General features: G+C 66.8%; 19 protein-coding genes. 15 read left to right on the top strand and 4 right to left on the bottom strand.

Annotated elements, in window-relative coordinates:
- Nucleotides 1-18 precede the first annotated feature (18 nt).
- Complete coding sequence (locus ACP7C5_RS01365; protein WP_322160638.1) at nucleotides 19-999, top strand: NAD(P)H-quinone oxidoreductase; 981 nt, start codon at nucleotides 19-21, stop codon at nucleotides 997-999.
- A 183-nt stretch (nucleotides 1,000-1,182) separates the two neighbouring features.
- Here the strand turns inward: ACP7C5_RS01365 and ACP7C5_RS01370 are convergent, their stop codons facing one another.
- Entirely contained in the window at nucleotides 1,183-2,610 is a 1,428-nt protein-coding gene (locus tag ACP7C5_RS01370) for an NAD-dependent succinate-semialdehyde dehydrogenase (RefSeq protein ID WP_426262923.1), read from the bottom strand.
- A gap of 9 nt (nucleotides 2,611-2,619) precedes the next feature.
- Between ACP7C5_RS01370 and ACP7C5_RS01375 the strand changes: the two genes are divergently transcribed.
- From ACP7C5_RS01375 to ACP7C5_RS01420, 10 genes are all read left to right on the top strand, one after another.
- Nucleotides 2,620-2,859 (top strand): exodeoxyribonuclease VII small subunit, encoded by a 240-nt coding sequence (locus tag ACP7C5_RS01375; protein ID WP_010185119.1) that lies wholly within the window; start codon nucleotides 2,620-2,622, stop codon nucleotides 2,857-2,859.
- Nucleotides 2,860-2,863: 4 nt separating this feature from the next.
- Entirely contained in the window at nucleotides 2,864-3,763 is a 900-nt protein-coding gene (locus tag ACP7C5_RS01380) for a polyprenyl synthetase family protein (protein ID WP_133190245.1), read from the top strand.
- Complete coding sequence (coaD, locus tag ACP7C5_RS01385; RefSeq protein ID WP_426262924.1) at nucleotides 3,760-4,269, top strand: pantetheine-phosphate adenylyltransferase; 510 nt, start codon at nucleotides 3,760-3,762, stop codon at nucleotides 4,267-4,269. Before ACP7C5_RS01380 ends, coaD begins: the two co-directional genes overlap by 4 nt.
- Before the next feature lie 92 nt (nucleotides 4,270-4,361).
- Nucleotides 4,362-5,126 (top strand): peptidylprolyl isomerase, encoded by a 765-nt coding sequence (locus tag ACP7C5_RS01390; protein ID WP_133190235.1) that lies wholly within the window; start codon nucleotides 4,362-4,364, stop codon nucleotides 5,124-5,126.
- 32 nt (nucleotides 5,127-5,158) lie between these two features.
- Nucleotides 5,159-6,202 carry a tRNA preQ1(34) S-adenosylmethionine ribosyltransferase-isomerase QueA gene (gene queA, locus ACP7C5_RS01395; protein WP_426263373.1) on the top strand — a complete coding sequence of 348 codons (1,044 nt, stop codon included), beginning with the start codon at nucleotides 5,159-5,161 and terminating at the stop codon, nucleotides 6,200-6,202.
- Nucleotides 6,199-6,669: an EF-hand domain-containing protein gene (locus tag ACP7C5_RS01400; protein WP_426262925.1), complete on the top strand. Its 471-nt coding sequence runs from the start codon at nucleotides 6,199-6,201 to the stop codon at nucleotides 6,667-6,669. Before queA ends, ACP7C5_RS01400 begins: the two co-directional genes overlap by 4 nt.
- A 9-nt stretch (nucleotides 6,670-6,678) precedes the next feature.
- Nucleotides 6,679-7,335, top strand: a complete 657-nt coding sequence (locus ACP7C5_RS01405; RefSeq protein WP_426262926.1) for an HAD hydrolase-like protein — start codon at nucleotides 6,679-6,681, stop codon at nucleotides 7,333-7,335.
- A gap of 44 nt (nucleotides 7,336-7,379) precedes the next feature.
- On the top strand, nucleotides 7,380-8,447 hold the full coding sequence (locus tag ACP7C5_RS01410; RefSeq protein WP_426262927.1) for an MBL fold metallo-hydrolase: 1,068 nt from the start codon (nucleotides 7,380-7,382) through the stop codon (nucleotides 8,445-8,447).
- A gap of 99 nt (nucleotides 8,448-8,546) precedes the next feature.
- Nucleotides 8,547-9,419, top strand: a complete 873-nt coding sequence (locus tag ACP7C5_RS01415; RefSeq protein ID WP_426262928.1) for a dienelactone hydrolase family protein — start codon at nucleotides 8,547-8,549, stop codon at nucleotides 9,417-9,419.
- Between the two features lie 64 nt (nucleotides 9,420-9,483).
- Nucleotides 9,484-10,107, top strand: coding sequence for a glutathione S-transferase family protein (locus ACP7C5_RS01420; RefSeq protein ID WP_133190198.1), 624 nt, complete (start codon nucleotides 9,484-9,486; stop codon nucleotides 10,105-10,107).
- Nucleotides 10,108-10,354: 247 nt separating this feature from the next.
- Here ACP7C5_RS01420 and ACP7C5_RS01425 read toward each other — a convergent pair whose 3' ends face one another.
- Both ACP7C5_RS01425 and ACP7C5_RS01430 read right to left on the bottom strand, forming a co-directional pair.
- Complete coding sequence (locus tag ACP7C5_RS01425) at nucleotides 10,355-11,989, bottom strand: DEAD/DEAH box helicase (RefSeq protein ID WP_426262929.1); 1,635 nt, start codon at nucleotides 11,987-11,989, stop codon at nucleotides 10,355-10,357.
- Nucleotides 11,990-12,088: 99 nt separating this feature from the next.
- Complete coding sequence (locus tag ACP7C5_RS01430; RefSeq protein ID WP_426262930.1) at nucleotides 12,089-12,544, bottom strand: hypothetical protein; 456 nt, start codon at nucleotides 12,542-12,544, stop codon at nucleotides 12,089-12,091.
- An 85-nt stretch (nucleotides 12,545-12,629) separates the two neighbouring features.
- Here ACP7C5_RS01430 and ACP7C5_RS01435 point away from each other — a divergent pair, with 85 nt between their 5' ends.
- The 3 genes from ACP7C5_RS01435 to ACP7C5_RS01445 are packed head-to-tail and all read left to right on the top strand — an operon-like array spanning nucleotide 12,630 to nucleotide 15,492.
- Nucleotides 12,630-14,087: an FAD-binding oxidoreductase gene (locus tag ACP7C5_RS01435; RefSeq protein WP_426263374.1), complete on the top strand. Its 1,458-nt coding sequence runs from the start codon at nucleotides 12,630-12,632 to the stop codon at nucleotides 14,085-14,087.
- A 59-nt stretch (nucleotides 14,088-14,146) separates the two neighbouring features.
- Nucleotides 14,147-14,917, top strand: a complete 771-nt coding sequence (locus ACP7C5_RS01440; RefSeq protein WP_133190192.1) for a SapC family protein — start codon at nucleotides 14,147-14,149, stop codon at nucleotides 14,915-14,917.
- Nucleotides 14,917-15,492: a cytochrome b gene (locus tag ACP7C5_RS01445; protein WP_426262931.1), complete on the top strand. Its 576-nt coding sequence runs from the start codon at nucleotides 14,917-14,919 to the stop codon at nucleotides 15,490-15,492. Before ACP7C5_RS01440 ends, ACP7C5_RS01445 begins: the two co-directional genes overlap by 1 nt.
- A gap of 169 nt (nucleotides 15,493-15,661) precedes the next feature.
- Here the strand turns inward: ACP7C5_RS01445 and ACP7C5_RS01450 are convergent, their stop codons facing one another.
- Nucleotides 15,662-16,510 (bottom strand): N-formylglutamate amidohydrolase, encoded by an 849-nt coding sequence (locus ACP7C5_RS01450; RefSeq protein WP_426262932.1) that lies wholly within the window; start codon nucleotides 16,508-16,510, stop codon nucleotides 15,662-15,664.
- Nucleotides 16,511-16,621: 111 nt separating this feature from the next.
- Between ACP7C5_RS01450 and cpdR the strand changes: the two genes are divergently transcribed.
- Nucleotides 16,622-16,999, top strand: a complete 378-nt coding sequence (gene cpdR, locus ACP7C5_RS01455) for a cell cycle two-component system response regulator CpdR (RefSeq protein ID WP_133190186.1) — start codon at nucleotides 16,622-16,624, stop codon at nucleotides 16,997-16,999.
- Nucleotides 17,000-17,059: the final 60 nt, after the last annotated feature.

The raw sequence follows: 17,059 nt of genomic DNA on the forward strand, positions 1-17,059 counted from the left end.
GACGGAATTCCGGATACCATGCGCGCAATCGACCCCGATGGTCCGGGCGGACCCGAAGTCCTGCGCGTGGTCGAACGGCCCGTTCCGACGCTGCGTCCCGATGAGGTGCTGATCCGTGTGGCCGCGGCCGGGGTCAACCGGCCCGACGTGCTCCAGCGCAAGGGCGGCTACGCGCCGCCGCCGGGCGCGCCGTCGATCCCGGGGCTCGAGGTGTCGGGAATCGTCGTCGCGCAAGGCGCTGACGTCGATTTCGAGCTGATGGGGCAGCCCGTCTGCGCCTTGCTCGCGGGTGGCGGCTATGCCGAATATGTCGCGGTTGCGGCGGGGCAAGTGCTGCCCGTGCCGCATGCCTTGTCGATGATCGAGGCAGCGGCTTTGCCCGAAACGCTCTTCACCGTGTGGACCAATTTGTTCGAGCGTGGCTATGCGACCGAAGGCGACACCGTGCTGGTGCATGGCGGGACGAGCGGGATCGGGACGATGGCGATCAGCCTCGGCGCGATCTTCGGGCTGAGCGTGATCATCACCGCGGGCTCCGACGACAAATGCGCCTCGGCGCTGAAACTCGGCGCGGCGCATGCGATCAATTACAAGACCGAGGATTTCGTCGAACGGGTCGCCAAAATCACCGACGGCCAGGGCTGCGCGGTCGTGCTCGACATGGTCGGCGGCGACTATTTGCCGCGCAACCTCCAATGCCTGGCCGAAGACGGTCGGCACGTGTCGATCGCGGTGCAGGGCGGGGCGACCGCCACCATCCCGATCTTCGACATCATGCGCCGCCGCCTGACGCTGACCGGATCGACGCTGCGTCCGCGCGATTCGGCGTTCAAGAGCCTCGTCGCCGACGAACTCCACCGCACGGTGTGGCCGCATGTCGAAGCGGGCCGGCTAAAGCCGATCCTCGACCGCAGCTTCCCGCTCGCCGAAGCCCCCGCTGCGCATGCGCGGATGGAGGCGGGGGATCATATCGGGAAGATCGTGCTGACGATGGACTGAATGCAAGCCTTCAAAGCCCTCTCCCGCTTTTGCGGGAGAGGGTTGGGTGAGGGTCTTTTTCTTCTGATTCTCGACGCTCGTAAAAAAGGAAGACCCTCACCGACGACGACCAGGGCCGCGCTGAAGAAGCGCGACCCAAGTCTCCGTAGCCTCTCCCGCTCGCGGGAGAGGGCGGGAGGCACCTTACCCCAGCACGGTCTTCAGGTTCATGAACTCGTGCAGCCCGTATGGCCCCAACTCGCGCCCGTGTCCCGAGCGCTTCACCCCGCCGAACGGCGCCTCGGGCGCGCTTGCCAGCATCTTGTTGACCGCGATCATCCCCGCCTCGATATCGCGCTCGAAACGCGCGCGCTCGTCGGCATCCTGCGTCCACACCGACGAGCCCAGTCCGAACGGCACGGCATTGGCGATATCGATTGCCTCGTCGATATCCGCCGCCTTGAACAGCATCGCGATCGGCCCGAACAGTTCCTCGTTCGCCACTTCGTGATCAGTCGGCACGTCGACCAGAATGCCGGCCGACATATACGCGCCCTTGCCGGGAAGCGCCTCGCCGCCGAACAGCAGCTTCGCGCCCGCCTGCTCGAACAACCTAAGCTGGCCGAGTACCGTCGCGCGCTGCTCCTCGCTCGATAGCGGGCCTATGTCGCTCGCCGCATCCATCGGGTCGCCGGCGACGACCCCCTGCATCCCCGCCGAAAATTTCTCGAGGAAGGCGTCGTAGATGTCAGCATGGACGATCATCCGCTTGGCGCAGATGCACGACTGGCCCGTATTCTGCACGCGCGCGGTCACCGCGGCCTTGGCCGCCGCATCGAGATCCGCCGAGGGCATCACGATGAAGGGATCCGAACCGCCAAGTTCGAGCACGACCTTCTTCAGCGCACGGCCCGCCGCTTCGGCAACCTTCATCCCGGCGCCTTCGCTGCCCGTCAGCGTTACCGCGACGATCCGATCATCGGCAATCAGCGCATCGACCTTGTCCGACTTGATCGCCAGATTCTGGAACAACCCCGCTGGACCGCCCGCGGCGATCACCATCTCCTCGAGCGCCGCTCCACAACCCTGCACGCTCGACGCGTGCTTCAGCAGCCCGACATTGCCCGCCAGAATCGTCGGCGCCATGAAGCGCACGACCTGCCAATACGGGAAATTCCACGGCATCACCGCGAGCACCGGACCCATCGGATGCCACGTCGCGGTCGCGCCGGGGAAGCTGCGCGGTTCGAGCATGGCCGCGCCTTCCTGCGCATAATGGCGGAACGCCTGCGCACATTTCTGCACCTCGGCGATGGCGGACTTGAGCGTCTTGCCCATTTCGCGCGTCGCGGTTTCGGCGAGGCGCTGGGTATTGGCGTCGAATTGCTCGGCGATTCGCTCGAGTAGGGCGGTGCGGGTCGCGAGATCGGTCAGCCGCCATTCGCGGAAGGTGTCGTGCGCGCGCTGGAGCTTGATCTCGATTTCTGCGCCGGTCAGCTCGGCATAGGATTGGCCCGGCGCGCCAGTGGCGGGGTCGATGCTGGTAAACATGGGGTATTCCTCATTGGGGACGAACAACAAACGCAACCGAGGCCTCGCGTATCCTTGACCCCAAACGCTCGCGTGCCGCATAGCTGCCAAATGGATACACCGATCGAAGAGTTGACGTTCGAAGCGGCGCTCAAGGAACTGGAGGGGATCGTGTCGAGGCTCGAGAGCGGCGATGCGCCGCTCGACCAGGCGATCGCGCTCTATGAGCGCGGCGATAAATTGCGGCGTCGTTGCGACGACCGTCTGACGGCGGCACAGGCGCGGATCGAAGCGATCCGTACCGACAGCGAGGGGCGTGCCGTCGGCACGCAGCCCTTTGCCGCAGGTTGATGGCATGACCGCAGCGTCCCTGTCGCTCAAGGCGGCCTTGTCCCAGGTCGGCGCCGACGTCGATCGCCGGCTCGACACCTTCCTCACCATCCCCAATGACCCGCGCGCCGATCTGTATCGCGCGATGCGCCATGCCGCGATCGGCGGGGGCAAGCGGTTGCGACCGCTGCTCGTCTTCGCGACGGCGCGGCTGTTCGCGGTCGATCGCGATTGCGCCGGGCGCGTTGCCACCGCGATCGAATGCATCCACGTCTATTCGCTGATCCATGACGATCTCCCCGCGATGGACGATGACGACATGCGGCGCGGCAAGCCGACGGTGCACAAGGCGTTCGACGAAGCGACCGCGATTCTCGCGGGGGATTGCCTCCATGCGCTGGCGTTCGAGATTCTCGCCGATCCCGCGACGCATCCCGATCCGTTCGTGCGCAGCGAGCTGGTGCTCGATCTCGCGCGCTCGGCCGGCCCGTCGGGCATGGCGGGCGGGCAGGCGATGGATCTGGAGGCCGAGAAGTCGACGTTCGACCTGCCGACCGTCACGCGCCTCCAGGCGATGAAGACCGGCGCGCTGATCGCCTGCTCGGTCGAGGCGGGCGCGATCCTCGGCAAGGTGCCGCCCGAGGGGCGCGTGGGCCTGCGCGGCTATGCGCGCGACATGGGGCTCGCCTTCCAGATCGCCGACGATATTCTCGACGTCGAGGGGGATGAGGCCGCAGTCGGCAAGAAGCTCGGCAAGGACGAAGGCGCGGGGAAGGAAACCTTCCTCTCGCTGCTCGGTCTCGACCGCGCGCGCGCGCAGGCGCGGATGCTGGTCGATCAGGCGATCCAGCATCTCCAGCATTTCGGCCCCGAAGCCGATCTGCTCCGCGATATCGCCCGCTTCACGCTGGAGCGCGATCGTTGACCGATCGCATCGGCGTCTATCCGGGGACGTTCGACCCGGTGACGCTGGGGCATATGGACATCATTCGGCGCGGCGCGACCTTGGTCGACCGGCTCGTCATCGGCGTCACGACCAATGCGTCCAAGTCGCCGATGTTCAGCCTTGCCGAGCGGCTCGCGATGATCGAGCGCGAAACCGCTGAGATCGAGGGCGTCAGCGTCGTAGCATTCGATTCGCTGCTGATGGATTTCGCCGAGGCCCAGGGGGCAAACATCATCTTGCGCGGCGTGCGCGGCGTCACCGATTTCGAATATGAGTATCAGTTGACGGGCATGAACCGCGCGCTCAACGACCGCGTCGAGACGGTGTTCCTGATGGCCGACGTCGCGCTCCAGCCGATCGCGAGCCGCCTGGTCAAGGAAATCGCTTTCTATGGCGGGCCGGTTACGCGGTTCGTGACGCCGAGCGTGGCACAAGACGTCGTCGACCGCGTCGAGCAGATCGGCCGAAAGGGCATGCGGCCCTAATTCGGTCGCCTTTGCCCGGCAACGTTCAGTTTGGCGCAAAGCGGCACATGGTCTAAGCGCGACTCCATTCCGAGATATTTCGCGGGGAAATAATGCGTTTCGTTGCCAGCCTGTTTGTCCTTCTCCTGGCGTTTCTCGCCGGACCCGCTCTTGCCAACAAGAAGAAGGACGACGCCAAGTCCGCGGTCGTGACGACTGCCGGCCGCCCGCCGATCCCGTCGGCGACCGACCCCGAGAATTTGCTGTACCTCGACCTGTCGACCGGCGGCCGCGTGATCATCTGGCTGCGCCCCGACGCCGCGCCGAAAATGGTCGAGCGTGTCAAGACGCTGACGCGCCAGCATTTCTATGACGGCCTGCTGTTCCACCGCGTGATCGAAGGCTTCATGGCGCAGACCGGCGACCCCAAGGGCGACGGCACGGGCGGTTCGACGCTCCCGGACGTTCCCGCCGAGTTCAACTGGCTGCCGCACGTCCGCGGCGCAGTGTCGGCGGCGCGCGAAGGTTCCGCCGAGGGCGCGACCGTCGAGCAGGTGACCAAGGCGGAGAACAGCGCGAACAGCCAGTTCTTCATCGTGTTCAACCCGAACATGAAGCTCGACAAGAAGTACACGATCTTCGGTCGCGTGATTTCGGGCATGGAATATGTCGACACGATCGCACGCGGCGAGCCGCCGACGCGTCCGTCGCGCATCCTTCACGCCTATATCGCCGCCGACAGCCCGCCGGCCTATGTGCCTGCGCCGCCGGCGCCCGAGCCGACGATCGCACCTGCTACGCTTGCCCCGAGCAAGCCGGCGGTGAAGCCGATGCTCAAGGGCAAGCCGGCCGCTGCACCGAAGAAGAAGGCCGCGTAAGCCAGGTCTTCGCGGCGGGGAGCATGCGGTCAATGAACGTCGACCTGTTCGACTTTGTCCTGCCGCCCGAGCGGATCGCGCTGCGCCCGGCGTCGCCGCGCGATTCGGCGCGGCTGCTCGTGGTCGCGGGTACTGCGCTGCACGACCGCAGCGTCGGCGATCTGCCGGGGGCGTTACGCGCGGGCGATCTGCTCGTGTTCAACGACACGCGCGTCATCCCGGCGCAGCTCGAGGGAACGCGCGGCGATTCGCGGATCGGCGCGACGCTGCACAAGCGCGAGGGGCCGCGTCGCTGGCGCGCGTTCATCCGCAACGCGCGGCGGCTGCGCGACGGCGACGCGATCGATTTCGGCAGCGGCGTCATCGCGACCGCGCACGATCGCGGCGAAGACGGCAGCTTCGCGCTCGAATTCCAGGGTGAGGAGCCGGTCGAACTGCTGCTCGAGCGCGCCGGGCGGATGCCGCTCCCGCCCTATATCGCCGCGCGCCGCGCCGCCGATGCGCAGGACGCCGACGATTACCAGACGATGTTCGCCGCCGAAAAGGGCGCGGTCGCAGCGCCCACCGCAGCGCTGCACTTCACGCCCGAGCTGATGGCGCGCTTCGCTGCCGCCGGGATCGCGCATGCCACGCTGACGCTGCATGTCGGCGCGGGCACCTTCCTGCCGGTCAAGGCGACCGACACTGCCGACCACAAGATGCACGCCGAATGGGGCCGGATCGACGCCGCGACCGCCGACCGCCTCAACGCGGTCCGCGCGGCCGGGGGCAGGGTGATCGCGGTCGGCACGACGAGCCTGCGGCTGATCGAGAGCGCGACGGGCGAGGACGGGGTGATCCGGCCGTTCGAGGGCGATACCGCGATCTTCATCACGCCGGGCTATCGTTTCCGCGGGATCGACGGGCTGGTGACCAACTTCCATCTGCCACGCTCGACCCTGTTCATGCTGGTCAGTGCGTTGATGGGCACCGATACGATGCAGGCCGCCTATGCGCATGCCATTGCAGACGGATACCGATTCTACAGCTACGGTGACGCCAGTCTGCTGCTGCCAGACAGGGGGGTGCGTGCATGAGTCTCATTCTGCTGCTCGCGCTCGCTGCGCAGGTGCCGCCGCCGGCCGCGCCGGTTCCGCCGCGTCAGCCGGGCGCGACGATCGTCGCCGAACCCGCCGCGCTGTTCATCGCCGCCTGCGACGCCAATGGTGATGCGCGCACGACGCGCGCCGAGTTGACCGCCTGCGTCGCGCGCAGTTTCGTCGATGCCGGGCCGAACCCCGCCGGATCGGTTGGCTATATCGGCTATAGCGATTGGGCGCAGAAATGGCTCGGCGACCGCAACGCGCTGCCAAGCCCCTATCAAGTCGATGCCGACACCGACAACCGCATCACGCTCGCCGAACTCCAGGCGCAATTCGGCGTGCTGTTCGACCGGTTCGATCTCGACAAGGATGGCGTCGTCACCCGCGCTGAACTGGTGACGATCCGCAGCGCCGCCGTCCCGCAGGACGGCGATGGCGGCAAACGTCGCGGCCGGCGCTGAGATCGCCTGATGTCGCCGCGCTATCGTCTCGTGATCTTCGATTTCGACGGGACGCTGGCCGATAGCGCGGACTGGTTCCTGTCGATCGCCGACCACCTCGCCGATCGCTTCAAGTTTCGTAAGGTCGCCGCGGACGAGGTCGAATTGCTGCGCGGCAAGACGTCGAGCGAAGTGATCCGCCATCTCGGCATCCCGCGCTGGAAGCTGCCTGCGATCGGCCGCTATACACACGACCTGCTCGCCCAACAGACCGATCGTATCGCGCTGTTCGACGGGATCCCGGCGTTGCTCCAGCAATTGGCGGCGAGCGGCGTGCGGATTGCACTCGTCACGTCGAATGCCGAGGACAATGCCCGCGCCATTCTGGGCCCTGCCAATGCCGCGTTGATCGAGCGGTTCGAATGTGGCGCGTCGCTCTTCGGCAAAGCGCGGCGCTATCGTCGCGTATTGCGCAAATGCGACATCGCGCAGAGCGAGGCGATTTCGATCGGCGACGAGACGCGCGATGTCGTTGCGGCGAAGAAGGTCGGGATCTGCTCGGGCGCCGTGCTGTGGGGCTATGCCAATCGCGACGTACTGACGCGGCTTGAGCCCGATGTGCTGTTCGAAACACCCGACCACGTGCTGCGCCATGTGCTGGGCGAGGACGCGGCGCTCGCCGCATAGCGGAAACGCGTGACTTCGGCGGCGCCATCGCGCTACCCCGTGCCATGTCCACCGCACCCATCACCCCCGCGTTCGCCCCGACCAGCCACAAGGGGCTGACCTATCCGTTCGGCGGCGCCGAGCCTGACGCGCACGACGTGATGCCAGTGGCACCCGGCATTGGCTGGGTCCGACTGCACGTTCCCGGGCCGCTCAAGCACGTCAATTGCTGGCTGCTCGATGACGATGGCGGCGTTGCGCTGGTCGATACGGGGATGAACACGACCGAGGCGCGCGATGCCTGGAAGGCGCTGTCGAAAGGGCCACTCGCCGGCGTGCGCGTGACGCAAATGATCGGCACGCATTTCCACCCCGACCATATCGGGCTCGCCGGCTGGATGTGCGACAAACATGGCTGCCCGCTCGTGATGACGCGCGGCGAGTGGCTCACCGCGCGGATGCTGGTGGCCGACGCGCGCGACGCGGTGCCGGACGAGATGCTCGCCTTCTGGCGCGGCGCTGGATGGGACGATGCGCAGATCGCGCATGCGTGCGAACGCGGCTGGGCAGGGTTTCGCCGGATCGTCACGCCGCTGCCGCTCGGCTACACGCGGATCCAGCATGGCGACACGCTGCGGATCGGGCAAACCGAGTGGCAGATCGTCGTCGGATCGGGACACAGCCCCGAACATGCCTGCCTCTACGATCCTGCAGCCAAGGTGCTGATCGCGGGCGACCAGGTGTTGCCGCGGATCAGCCCGAACATCTCGCTCGGCGTGACCGAGCCCGCTGCCGATCCGCTCGGCGAATGGTTCGAATCGATCGCGCGGCTCAAGCAATTGCCCGACGATCTGCTTGTCCTGCCGGGGCATGGCGACCCGTTCACCGGGCTGCACGCGCGGCTCGATGCGATGGACCGCGAACATCGCGAACGGCTCGACGAGCTCGAGGTGTTCCTCGCCGAGCCGAAGCGCGCGATCGATTGTTTCGGGCGACTGTTCCGGCGTGCGATCGGACCCGACATGCTCGGCATGGCAACGGGCGAGGCGCTCGCGCACGTGCGGCGGCTCGAGGTCGAGGGGCGGGCGGTGCGCGCGGTCGAGGACGGCGTGTGGTGGTGGCGTACCGTTTAGCGTCCCCGGGATCGTCGAGGATCGGCAGGATATCCGTCGCGAAAAATTTCCCTATGGTGCGGCAAACGCCTCAATGGCGATTCGCGAGGAGAGAGACCGATGTGTGACGATTTCACCGTGGCCGAGAATGACGCGCATCTCGCCGATCCGTCGCTCACCCGCCGCGGCTTTGCCACGATCGCCGGTGCGGCCGGGCTCGCGATGCTGCTTCCGGCGCCGGCCAACGCCGCCAAGATCCTCGGCCGCGACGTCGTGATCGATACGCCCGACGGCAAGGCCGACGCCTATTTCGTCGCACCCGCCACGGGCAAGGCGCCCGGCGTGCTCGTTTGGCCCGACATCATGGGATTGCGCCCGGCGTTCCGGCAGATGGCCGATCGGCTCGCGCAATCGGGCTATGCAGTTCTGGTCGTCAATCAATTCTACCGTTCGGTGAAATCGCCGATCATCGCGCCGGGCGAGGATTTCGGGCAGCCCGAAGTGCGCGCGAAAATCATGCCCTATGTCCAGGCGCTCAGCACCGACGGCACGACGCGCGACGCGCTCGCCTTCACCGCCTGGCTCGACGCGCAGAAGCAGGTCGACCGCGCCAAGGGTCTCGCGACCACGGGCTATTGCATGGGCGGCCCGATGGTGATGCGCACCGCGGCCGCCAACCCGACACGAGTCCGCGCGGGCGCGAGTTTTCACGGCGGTGGGCTCGCCACCGACAAGCCCGACAGCCCGCATCTGCTGATCCCCAAGATGAAGGCGAGCTACCTTATCGCGATCGCTGCGAATGATGACGCACGTGATCCCGCTGCCAAGGAAACGCTGCGCACCGCGTTTGCCGCATCCAAGCTGCCCGCCGAGATCGAGGTCTATACCGGCACGATGCACGGTTGGACCTCGCCCGACAGCAAGGTCTACAATGCAGCGCAGGCCGACAAGGCGTGGGCGCGGATGCTGGCGCTCTTCGCCAAGTCCCTATGAGGATTGACGCTTCGGCTCGGTAATGTTCTTCTATTGTTCTTGCTGACCGATTCGGAGACCGATCATGGCGCTGACCTTCTATACCAACCCGATGTCGCGCGGGCGGATCGCGCGCTGGATGCTCGAGGAGGTCGGCGCGCCGTATGAAACGGTCGTGCTCGATTATGCGACGACGATGAAGGGCGAGGCGTATCGGTCGATCAATCCGATGGGGAAGGTGCCCGCGATCGTCCACGACGGACATGTGTTGACCGAGGGGGCGGCGATCTGCGCCTATCTCGCCGACGCCTTTCCCGAAGCCGGGCTCGCGCCGCCGCTCAGCGAGCGCGCCGATTATTATCGCTGGCTGTTTTTTGCGGCGGGGCCGGTCGAGCATGCCGTGACCAACAAATCGCTCGGCGTGACGCCGACCGATGATCAGCAACGGATGGCGGGCTATGGTCATTTCGATCTGACGGTCGATGTGCTGGAGAAAGCGGTGTCGGCCAATCCGTACATTGCTGGGGAAAGCTTCAGCGCGGCCGATGTCTATGCCGGATCGCAAGTCGCGTGGGGCGTGATGTTCGGTTCACTGCCGAAGCGCGCGGCGTTCGAGGACTATCTCGGCCGGATCCTCAGCCGCCCGGCGTACAAGCGCGCTGGCGAGATCGACGATGCGCTGATCGCGCAGGCGGGGGCGGCAGGGTAACTTTAATCCTCCCTTGCGAGGCGGGGGAGGGGGACCACCAGCCTTCAGGCTGGTGGTGGAGGCGGCGTAGCCACAAGCGCCACGCTCGCGAAGAGCTCCGCCTTTCGCTGAGTGCGCCCCCCGCCGGTTCGCGGGGGAGGGTTGAACCGGGCGGCAGTGTAGACTGATTTCCACGCCGTCGCGTGGAGCAGCCCAGATAGCCAGCCAGGAGCGGCAGCTGCCGCCGCTTACCCAGCGATCCGCAGGCTCACTCGGTCAGTGTCAGCTTGGCGAGCAGGAATGCCGGCATAGGGCCGTTCCAACCGCCGTCGTCGACGGCATCGATCGGCGCGATCTGGTTGGGAACCTCGGCGCGCGCGTCGCTCTCGCGGATCGGGCGCGTATCGCGCTGCTGTCGCGTGTCGCGGGCCGAACGGTCGTCGCGCGGGGCGCGCTCCTCACGCGCAGGGCGTTCGTCACGAGCCGGACGCTCGTCACGAGCCGGGCGTTCCGCGCGAGCAGGCCGTTCTTCACGAGCCGGACGCTCTTCACGGGCAGGTCGCTCCTCGCGTGCAGGCCGTTCCTCGCGAGCAGGCCGCTCCTCACGCGCAGGACGTTCCGCCCGCGGCGTGCGTTCTTCGCGCGGAGCGCGGGCAGGGCGCTCGGACTCGACCGCCGTCTCGACCTCGGCGGGTGCGGCCTCGGGCTTCGCAGCCGCCTTGGGGCGACGCCGCGCCTTGGTCGCCGCGCGCGGCGCTTCGGCGTCGTCGGACGCGACGACCGGTGCTTCGCCCGCTTCATAGCGCTCGATCTTCAAGCCGGTCAGCTTCTCGATATTCTGGATGTTCTCGACGTCATCGGGCGTCGCGAAGGTAAACGCGATCCCCGTCGCGCCGGCGCGGCCGGTGCGGCCGATGCGGTGGACATAATCGTCGGGATGCCATGGCGCGTCGAAGTTGAAGACGTGGCTCACGCCCTTCACGTCGATCCCGCGCGCCGCCACGTCGGAGGCGACGAGGATGCTGACCTCGCCCTTCTTGAAGCGGTCGAGCTCGGCGATCCGCTGCGATTGCTCCATGTCGCCATGGATTTCGCTCGACGCGAAGCCGGCGCGCTGGAGCGCCTTGTTGAGCTCGCGCACTGTCGTCTTGCGGTTCGAGAAGATGATCCCGGTCTTGACGTCTTCCTGGCGCAGCAGCTCGATCAATTTGTCGCGCTTCTTGGCGGCGGTGACGTGCACCAGCCACTGCTTGATGTTGACGTTGGCGGTCGCGGGGCGCGCGACTTCGATCGTCTTGGGATTGTCGAGAAACTTGTCGGCGAGCTTCTTGATCGGCGGCGGCATCGTCGCCGAGAAGAGCAGCGTCTGCCGCGTCTTTGGCAGCTTGGTGCAGATTTCCTCGATGTCGGGGATGAACCCCATGTCGAGCATCCGGTCGGCCTCGTCGATCACCAGCATCGAACAGCCGGTCAGCAGAATCTTGCCGCGCCCGAACAGGTCCATCAGCCGGCCCGGCGTCGCGATCAGGACATCGACGCCCTTTTCGAGCGCGGCGGTCTGGTCGCCCATCGACACGCCGCCGATCAGCAGCGCCATCGAGAGCTTGTGATACTTGCCGTATTTCTCGAAATTCTCGGCGACTTGCGCGGCGAGTTCGCGTGTCGGCTCGAGGATCAGCGTGCGCGGCATGCGGGCGCGGCTGCGGCCTTCGCCGAGGATGTCGATCATCGGCAGCACGAAGGCGGCGGTCTTGCCAGTACCCGTCTGCGCGACGGCAACGAGGTCCTTGCCCATCAGGATCGAGGGGATCGCGCTCGCCTGGATCGGAGTCGGCTCGGTATAGCCCGACTCGTTGACGGCGCGCTGGAGTTCGTCGGAAAGGCCGAGATCGGCAAAAGTCATGCGGTGTCCGGAAAAAGCGCCGGGGCGAAAGCGCCCACGAACAGGGCAAAGCGCTTGCGGATTAAGCCGCGAATGTCAAGAAAAAGGGCATCGCAAGCCTCATCGCTTGGCAACGAGCCGCCGGAAACGCTCGATTTTGCACGCGCTGCCCGAGCGCGAGCGAATCGAGTCGCGGTCGGCGCAGACCATCCCATCCGACGTGCCTTTGACGTACAATCCCGAATAGAAATCGAGCGCCGGGCAATCGTCGTCGAACTCCGCGCGCAACCGCGTACCATCGGCGACGAGCAGATCGACACTGTCGCTGCCAGTGATGACCGCGCCTTCGATCGCTCCCATCGGCACGCATTTCGGGCCCTTCTTGGTGACCCAGCGCTGCTCGGCAAACTCCGAACGCTCCTCGGCGCGCCGCCCGAAAACGCGCGGGATGCGGATCACGATGCGCTGGTGGATCGACAATTGCGCCAGTTCGACACGGTCGAACGGCCCCATCTCGGCCGAAGCAGCCGGGGCGAGCGCAAGCAATACAATGAGGGGAAGGACGAGGTTCGGCATCGGGGACGCGGGGTTACCCTATAGGCTTGAACAGCGGATGAATTGGCGGCGTGCGAAGGGCGGTGATAGAGGCAGCGATATGACCATGATACAGCCCAGCCCGCGCCAGACCAGCCTCATCGACGCCGTGCGTGCCGCGCTTGGCGATGCTGCGGTGACGACCAATCCGGGCGACATCGCGCCGTGGCTCGACGACTGGCGCGGACGCTATCACGGCCGCAGCCCGGCGATCCTTTCGCCCGATGGCACCGCGGCGGTCGCGACGGTGATGCGGCTCGCCGCCGAACACGGCGTCCCGCTCGTCCCGCAAGGCGGGAACACCTCGATGGTCGGTGGCGCGACGCCGCCCGCCGACGGTTCGGCGGTGATCGTCTCGCTGCGGCGGATGAACCGGATTCGCTCGATCGACCCTGCCGCCGGGCTCGCGGTTGCCGAGGCGGGCGTGATCCTCGCCAATCTCCATGCCGCGGCCGAGGCGGAGGGGATGCGCTTCCCGCTGACGCTCGGCGCACGCGGGAGCGCGACGATCGGCGGGCTTGCCTCGACCAATGCCGGCGGCACGCAAGTGCTGCGCTTCGGGACGATGCGCGGGCTCGTCGCAGGCGTCGAGGCGGTGTTGCCGAATGGCGAGATCCATGACGGTCTTGCCGCGCTGAAAAAGGACAATCGCGGCTATGATCTCGATCATCTGCTGATCGGCGCCGAGGGCACGCTCGGCATCCTCACCGCGGTCACGCTCCGCCTGTATCCGGCGATCGCGCAGCGTGCCGTCGCCTGGGTCGGGCTCGCCGACCCCGAAACCGCGCTTGCCTTGCTGCGCCGGCTTGAGCGGCAGACCGATACGATCGAGAGCTTCGAAATCGTCTCGGGCGATTCGCTCGCGCAAGTGCTCGCGCATATCCCGGGTACGCGCGCGCCGCTCGCGAGCACGCATCGCTGGCACGTGCTGATCGAATCGGTCGCGACCGATCCTGCCGCCGAGTCGCCCGCGGCGCTGCTCGAGCGCTTGCTCGCCCCGGCGCTCGCCGACGGGCAAGCCGCCGATGCGACGATCGCCGCATCGGAGGCGCAGGCCGAGGCGTTCTGGCGGATTCGCGATTCGCTGTCCGAGGCCGAGCGCGCCAGTGGACCTGCGATGCAGCACGATATCTCGGTCCCCGTCGCAAGCATGCCGCGCTTCATGGTCGAGGCCGCCGCCGCCGCCGAGGCGCGCTTTCCCGGGAGCCACGCCACCGCCTTCGGCCATCTCGGCGACGGCAACGTCCATTTCCACGTCCGCGCGCCCGCCGGGGTCGACCCGGCGCGCTGGTATGCCGAGGAGGCGCCGGGGGTCACGCGCTTCGTCCACGATCTTGTCGTCGCGGCGGGCGGATCGATCTCGGCCGAACACGGCATCGGCCAGATGAAGCGCGCCGAACTCGCGCGCCTGTCCTCGCCCGCGCGGATGGCCGCGCTTCGTGCGATCAAGGCGGGACTCGATCCTTATGGGTTGATGAACCCCGATAAACTGCTCGGCCTTGCGGAAAGCCCTCCTGCACCATAGAGCCAGCGGCCATCCGGCGTAGCAAACCGCAGCGCTTTGACGTTCGATGGAGAATCCCGATGGCCAGCGCGCCGCAATCGCTTCCGCTCTTCTACAACGCGCTCGAGCCGCTTTCGAGCGAGACGCATGCCGCCTTCAAGATGCGCATGCTCGACCGCGCGACCTTCCTCGTCGGCCAGCACGCCATTCCGATTACTGTCGACGAATTCGTGATGGCGCAGCGCACGTTGCCGATCGTCTTCACCAGCGGCGACGATGCGATCCCGATCGCGCTGATGGGCCTCAACGAAGGCGTCAACGTCTTCATCGGCGACGATGGCAAGCTGACCGAAGACACGGTCTATGTCCCGGCCTATGTCCGCCGCTATCCCTTCATGCTCGCGCGGCTGCGCCCCGACGCCGAGGAACTGTCGCTCTGCTTCGATCCGACCGGCGAGGCGATCGGCGCATTCGACGATGGCGAGGCGCTGTTCGCCGACGGCAAGCCGACCGAAGTCGTCCAGAACATCCTGGGCTTCAACGAGCAGTTCGAGCAGGCCGGCGCGCGCACCGCCAACTTCATGTCCGAACTGCGCGAGATGGGCTTGCTGATGGAAGGCGAAGTCACGCTGCAGGTCGAGGGCAACGAGCAGCCGTTCATCTATCGCGGCTTCCAGATGGTCAATGAAGAGAAGCTCAACGAGCTGCGCGGCGATCAGCTGCGCAAGATCCAGAAGTCGGGCCTGCTCCCGCTGATCTACGCTCACCTCTTCTCGCTCTCGACGTTGCCGCAGATCTTCGATCGCCAGGTCAAGCTCGGCAAGGCACCGGTGCCGCAGCTCGTCAACTGATGGCACGCAGCGCGATCGTTCGGATCGATCGCTATTCGCGCGGCGCGATCTGGTTTCACTGGATCATCGCCGCGCTGATCGGGGTCAATCTGGCGATCGGGCTGCTGCACGAATCGCTGCTCGACGGGGTCGCGGGCGCGATCCCGCTGCACAAGTCGATCGGGCTCACCGTGCTGGCGCTGACGCTGGCACGGATCGCCTGGCGCCTGACGCACCGTCCGCCGCGGCTGCCCGCGACCTTGTCGACATGGGAACGCGCGGCGGCGCGGGCGAGCCACGTCGCCTTCTACGCGCTGCTCCTCGTGCTCCCGCTGTCGGGCTGGGCGATGGGCTCGGCGGGGCGCGAAGCGCGCTATCCGCTGCGCTGGTTCGCGCTGTTCGACGTGCCTCGTCTGCCCGTCTCGGCGCAGACCGCTGCGGTCGGCGACGCGGCGCATTCGGTCTTTGGATATGCGATGGCCGCGCTCGTTATCGTGCATGTCGCTGCCGCGCTGCGGCATCATTTCCTGCTGCGTAACGGCGTGCTCGCGCGGATGCTGCCGGGCGTGCGAAAGCGCGATCGCGCCGAATTCTGACGAACTGTTGCCGGCAAAACTTTTGCCCTTGAAGGCCGAAAAGCGTCAACCTATATCCCTCGTACGCGGACCCGTGTTCCCCCCTTTCGCGGGACCGCGCGGCGCCCTTTCAGGGCGCCTCCTCCCTGAACCTTGGCCACCGCGTGCTGCATTGCACGCGGTGGTTTTTTTATTCCGCAGCGAGCGCCAGCCCGGCGGTCGCTTCGTCCGCCAGCGCGTCGATGATCGCGCGGAGCAGCCGTGCGATCGCGGGAATGCCGTCGCCGGGCTGATCTCCTGCCGCATCGAGATACAGCGTCCGGTCGAATTCGATCTGCAAAGCATGCACCCCCGCGCCGGGGCGGGCCTGCGTGTCGAGGATATGCCCGCCGGCATACGGCGCATTGCGCGCGACGGCATGGCCCGACGCTTTCGCCGTCTCCTCTGCCACCGCGACGAAGCGCGACGCAGCACTGCGCCCGAAGCGGTCGCCCAGCACGATTCGCGGCGCACCAGCGCCCAGCGTCGGCATCGAATGGATGTCGAGCAGCATGGCGACCCCGAAGCGGGCGCGTGCCGCCGCCAGTGCCGCTGCGAGTGCTGCGTGATACGGGCGATGATCGTCGCGGATTCGCGCCGCCACGTCATAGCCATCGAGCCGCCGCCGCCACAGTTCGCCCGCCCCTGCGACGCGCCGCGGGATCAGCCCGAGCCCGCCGCGCAGCTTGGCGGTGGCGAGCGGCTGCGACGTCCAGGTCGCGCCCTCGTCGATCATCGGATCGCGTTCCTGCTCGGAGCGGTTGAGGTCGATCCAGGCGCGTGCGCGGCGCTGGATGAACATCGTCTCGCGCGCATGCGCGGCGAGCGCGACGGCATCGATGTAGCGGTCCTCGAGCACCGTCACCGCATTTAGCGGCACGCGCAGCGCGGCCTGCAGCGCCACCGGATAGTCGCGGCCGGCATGCGGCACCGACAGCACGACCGGACTGGCGGGCGGATCGTCGCCATAGCGCTCGAACGAGGGCGGGAGGGAAGCCATGGGACAATACCTACCATAAGCCCGCGCCGATCCGGCTGGAAAATGTTAAGGCCTGTGCGCATAGGATCGCGCGGTACGGAAGCGGCGCGGCCGCGAAGCGGGATTTTGGACATGATACGCATTTTGCTCGCCGAGGATGATCGCGTGATGCGCGAGTATCTGACGCGTGCGCTCGAACGCTCGGGCTATGCCGTCGCTGCGGTCGACCGCGGGACCGCAGCGATCCCGCTGCTCGAAAGCCAGCATTTCGACCTGTTGCTCACCGACATCGTGATGCCCGAGATGGACGGCATCGAACTCGCGCAGAAGGCCGCCGATCTCGCGCCCGACTTGCGCGTGATGTTCATTACCGGATTCGCCGCAGTGACGCTCAAGGCCGGCAAGACGATGCCGCAGGCGCGCGTGCTGTCGAAGCCGTTCCACCTGCGCGATCTGGTGCTCGAGGTCGACCGGATGTTCGAGCTCGAACGAATGAGCGACAATATCTGATTTTTCCGCACTGCAAGTGCTTGCGCCCGGGCAAAGGCTTCGCTACAGCCCGCCCCTCGC

The organism is Sphingomonas sp. PWP1-2, from assembly GCF_049898305.1.
Taxonomy (GTDB): domain Bacteria; phylum Pseudomonadota; class Alphaproteobacteria; order Sphingomonadales; family Sphingomonadaceae; genus Sphingomonas; species Sphingomonas glacialis.

Excerpts from the sequence above, each read along its gene's own strand:
- ACP7C5_RS01375 (WP_010185119.1), top strand. The coding sequence starts at position 2,620 with ATGGATACACCGATCGAAGAGTTGACGTTCGAAGCGGCGCTCAAGGAA.
- ACP7C5_RS01365 (WP_322160638.1), top strand. The coding sequence starts at position 19 with ATGCGCGCAATCGACCCCGATGGTCCGGGCGGACCCGAAGTCCTGCGC.
- ACP7C5_RS01420 (WP_133190198.1), top strand. The coding sequence starts at position 9,484 with ATGGCGCTGACCTTCTATACCAACCCGATGTCGCGCGGGCGGATCGCG.
- cpdR (WP_133190186.1), top strand. The coding sequence starts at position 16,622 with ATGATACGCATTTTGCTCGCCGAGGATGATCGCGTGATGCGCGAGTAT.
- ACP7C5_RS01400 (WP_426262925.1), top strand. The coding sequence starts at position 6,199 with ATGAGTCTCATTCTGCTGCTCGCGCTCGCTGCGCAGGTGCCGCCGCCG.
- ACP7C5_RS01405 (WP_426262926.1), top strand. The coding sequence starts at position 6,679 with ATGTCGCCGCGCTATCGTCTCGTGATCTTCGATTTCGACGGGACGCTG.
- ACP7C5_RS01435 (WP_426263374.1), top strand. The coding sequence starts at position 12,630 with ATGATACAGCCCAGCCCGCGCCAGACCAGCCTCATCGACGCCGTGCGT.
- ACP7C5_RS01430 (WP_426262930.1), bottom strand. The coding sequence starts at position 12,544 with ATGCCGAACCTCGTCCTTCCCCTCATTGTATTGCTTGCGCTCGCCCCG.
- ACP7C5_RS01440 (WP_133190192.1), top strand. The coding sequence starts at position 14,147 with ATGGCCAGCGCGCCGCAATCGCTTCCGCTCTTCTACAACGCGCTCGAG.
- ACP7C5_RS01425 (WP_426262929.1), bottom strand. The coding sequence starts at position 11,989 with ATGACTTTTGCCGATCTCGGCCTTTCCGACGAACTCCAGCGCGCCGTC.
- ACP7C5_RS01410 (WP_426262927.1), top strand. The coding sequence starts at position 7,380 with ATGTCCACCGCACCCATCACCCCCGCGTTCGCCCCGACCAGCCACAAG.
- ACP7C5_RS01450 (WP_426262932.1), bottom strand. The coding sequence starts at position 16,510 with ATGGCTTCCCTCCCGCCCTCGTTCGAGCGCTATGGCGACGATCCGCCC.
- ACP7C5_RS01380 (WP_133190245.1), top strand. The coding sequence starts at position 2,864 with ATGACCGCAGCGTCCCTGTCGCTCAAGGCGGCCTTGTCCCAGGTCGGC.
- ACP7C5_RS01415 (WP_426262928.1), top strand. The coding sequence starts at position 8,547 with ATGTGTGACGATTTCACCGTGGCCGAGAATGACGCGCATCTCGCCGAT.
- ACP7C5_RS01445 (WP_426262931.1), top strand. The coding sequence starts at position 14,917 with ATGGCACGCAGCGCGATCGTTCGGATCGATCGCTATTCGCGCGGCGCG.
- ACP7C5_RS01390 (WP_133190235.1), top strand. The coding sequence starts at position 4,362 with ATGCGTTTCGTTGCCAGCCTGTTTGTCCTTCTCCTGGCGTTTCTCGCC.
- ACP7C5_RS01370 (WP_426262923.1), bottom strand. The coding sequence starts at position 2,610 with ATGCGGCACGCGAGCGTTTGGGGTCAAGGATACGCGAGGCCTCGGTTG.
- queA (WP_426263373.1), top strand. The coding sequence starts at position 5,159 with ATGAACGTCGACCTGTTCGACTTTGTCCTGCCGCCCGAGCGGATCGCG.